At 28.6% G+C, this 2,311-nt stretch carries 3 protein-coding genes; all 3 read left to right on the plus strand.

Translation table 11 applies throughout. From position 1 onward, the window contains the following. Window positions 1-444, plus strand: a 444-nt coding sequence (locus tag P3X86_RS21210) for a hypothetical protein (RefSeq protein WP_483294736.1), incomplete at its 5' end; no start/stop codon positions are given. Between the two features lie 276 nt (window positions 445-720). Next, on the plus strand, window positions 721-1,695 hold the full coding sequence (locus P3X86_RS21215; protein WP_483294737.1) for a hypothetical protein: 975 nt from the start codon (window positions 721-723) through the stop codon (window positions 1,693-1,695). Between the two features lie 224 nt (window positions 1,696-1,919). Beyond that, a partial coding sequence (locus tag P3X86_RS21220) for a hypothetical protein (protein ID WP_483294738.1) occupies window positions 1,920-2,311 on the plus strand: 392 nt, incomplete at its 3' end.

Raw genomic sequence — 2,311 nt, forward strand, 5'->3', positions numbered from 1 at the left:
GATTTATCACAAGAGACAAGAAATAAAGCAAAAGTATTATTTGAAAGAATGATAAAAGATGAAAAAGAAGGTAACTATGATAATGCACAGAAAATCATGAAGCAGTTAATTGAGTTAGGTGTATTTGATGAAGGAGCTAAAGTAGAAACTACAGGAGACAAAGACTCCAAACAAGATAATAAAGACATAAAACAAGAGGGTAAAGTAGAAACTAGATATGAAGGAAACACAGATGAGTACACTTTTGACCTTATAGCAAAAGAGTTTAGAAAAGATTTATCACAAGAGACAAGAAATAAAGCAAAAGTATTATTCGAAAGAATGATAAAAGATGAAAAAGAAGGTAACTACGATGATGCAGCTAAATGTATGAAACAGTTAATTGAGCTGGGTGTGTTTAATGAAGGTGCTAAGGTAGAAACTACTGGTGGAAACAATTATTAAAATGATTATATTTTGATAATGGAAAAGATGAAAAATAAAAAGTACTTCTATAATATGATGTAGGGGAGTTGTCGATAGACAGCCCCCTATTTTTCGATTACTATAGGAGTTATAAAAAGGATAATTTTTTGGTTATGTATAAATAATCGAAACATAGATTATCAGTATTAAATTATAAAACACATACATTTCAAACAGGTTTCACGTCAATTTCACACAGCAGATATATAATTTAATCATAGAAACAAACAAATCAAATTAATGGAGGAATAGAGAATGAGTATTAAGAAAACAATCGTTATATCAGCATTAGCGTTAACTCTCGTAGTTACACCATTTACATCAATAAAGGCGAATTCTAACTTAAAAACAGGAAGTAATATGAAAATTTCCGTACTTACAGATGCAGATATACTAAAGGGAATAGAACAGGGTTTTAGATCAAATGCTACAAAAGAGGAAAAACAAAAAGCTAAAGATCTTTATTTAAAGATGGTTAAAAAAGATGAAGAAAGTGCGAAGTACTGGAATGAGATTTATAAAATGAACATCCTAAAAAATAATCCTTCACATTTTGAAGGAGAAGAGTATTCATTCAAATATTTTGCAGAGCAATTTAAAGAAGGTTTGTCTAAGGAAAAACTAAAACAAGCAAAAGACTTATATGAAAAAATGGTAAAAGCAGAAAAGGAAGGCAACTTTAATGATTCAGAAAAAATCATGAAACAATTGTTTGAATTGGGAGTATTTGATGAAGGCGAAAAAATAGAAACTACTGGAGATATAGACCTTGTGCAGGGTGATAAAGTAGAAACTAAATATGAAGGAAATATAGATGAATACACTTTTGAAATTTTTTCAAAAGAGTTTAAAAAAGATTTATCAAAAGAAACACTAAAAAAGGCAAAAGATCTATTTGAAAAAATGATAAAACAAGAAGAAAAAGGTAACTATGATGATGCAGATAAAATCATGAAGCAAATGAATGAATTAGGAGTATTTGAAGAAGGAGAAAAAATAGAAACTATAGGAGATAAAGCAGTAGGATTTGCAGATACCAAGGCTGAGGTTTCCAGTGTAATGACATTAGAAGAATTTAAAGCAAGTATAGTAAATAATGCAGATCAGGCTAAAGTTAATAAAGCAATGGAGCTATTCAAAAAAGCTGAAGCATGCAGAGAAGAAGCAGATAAGTGTTGGAAACAACTATTAGAAATGAATATATTTGATGATGGAAAAGATGAAAAATAACCAATGCTTCTATCATAAGTGTTAGAAAGATGTCAGATGATAAGAATTACCAAAAAAAGTAATCGAAAATATGATTACTTTTTTTGGGTGTAAAGAACATATATTATAAGCTTTATACTAGTAAAAAAACACATACATTTCAAATAGGTTTCACATCAATTTCACACAGCAGTTATATACTTTAATCATAGAAACGAACCAATAAATTAAATGGAGGTAGAAAAATGAAAATCAAAAAGACAATACTTACTTCAGTAGTAGCATTAACTCTTGTGGTTACACCATTTACATCAATTTATGCAAATACTACTAACCTAAATACAACAAGTGATGACAAAATCACAGTACTTACTGATGAAGATATATTGAAAGATTTAGAGCAAAGTTTTAGATTAAATGCTACAAGCGAGCAAAAGAAAAAAGCTAAAGAACTTTATTTAAAAGCAATGAAAAAAGATGAAGAAAGAGCAAAGTATTGGAATGAAATTTATAAATTAAAAATTCTAAAGAATGATGTATCATGTAAAGGAGAAGAGTATTCATTCAAACATTTTGCAGAACAATTTAAAGAAGGTTTGTCTAAGGAAACACTAAAAAAAGCAAAAGACTTATATGG

The organism is Abyssisolibacter sp. ZYX002, assembly GCF_056892235.1.

Bases quoted from the DNA above. Each gene is read 5' to 3' on its own strand.
- P3X86_RS21215 (WP_483294737.1), top strand. From the start codon at position 721: ATGAGTATTAAGAAAACAATCGTTATATCAGCATTAGCGTTAACTCTC.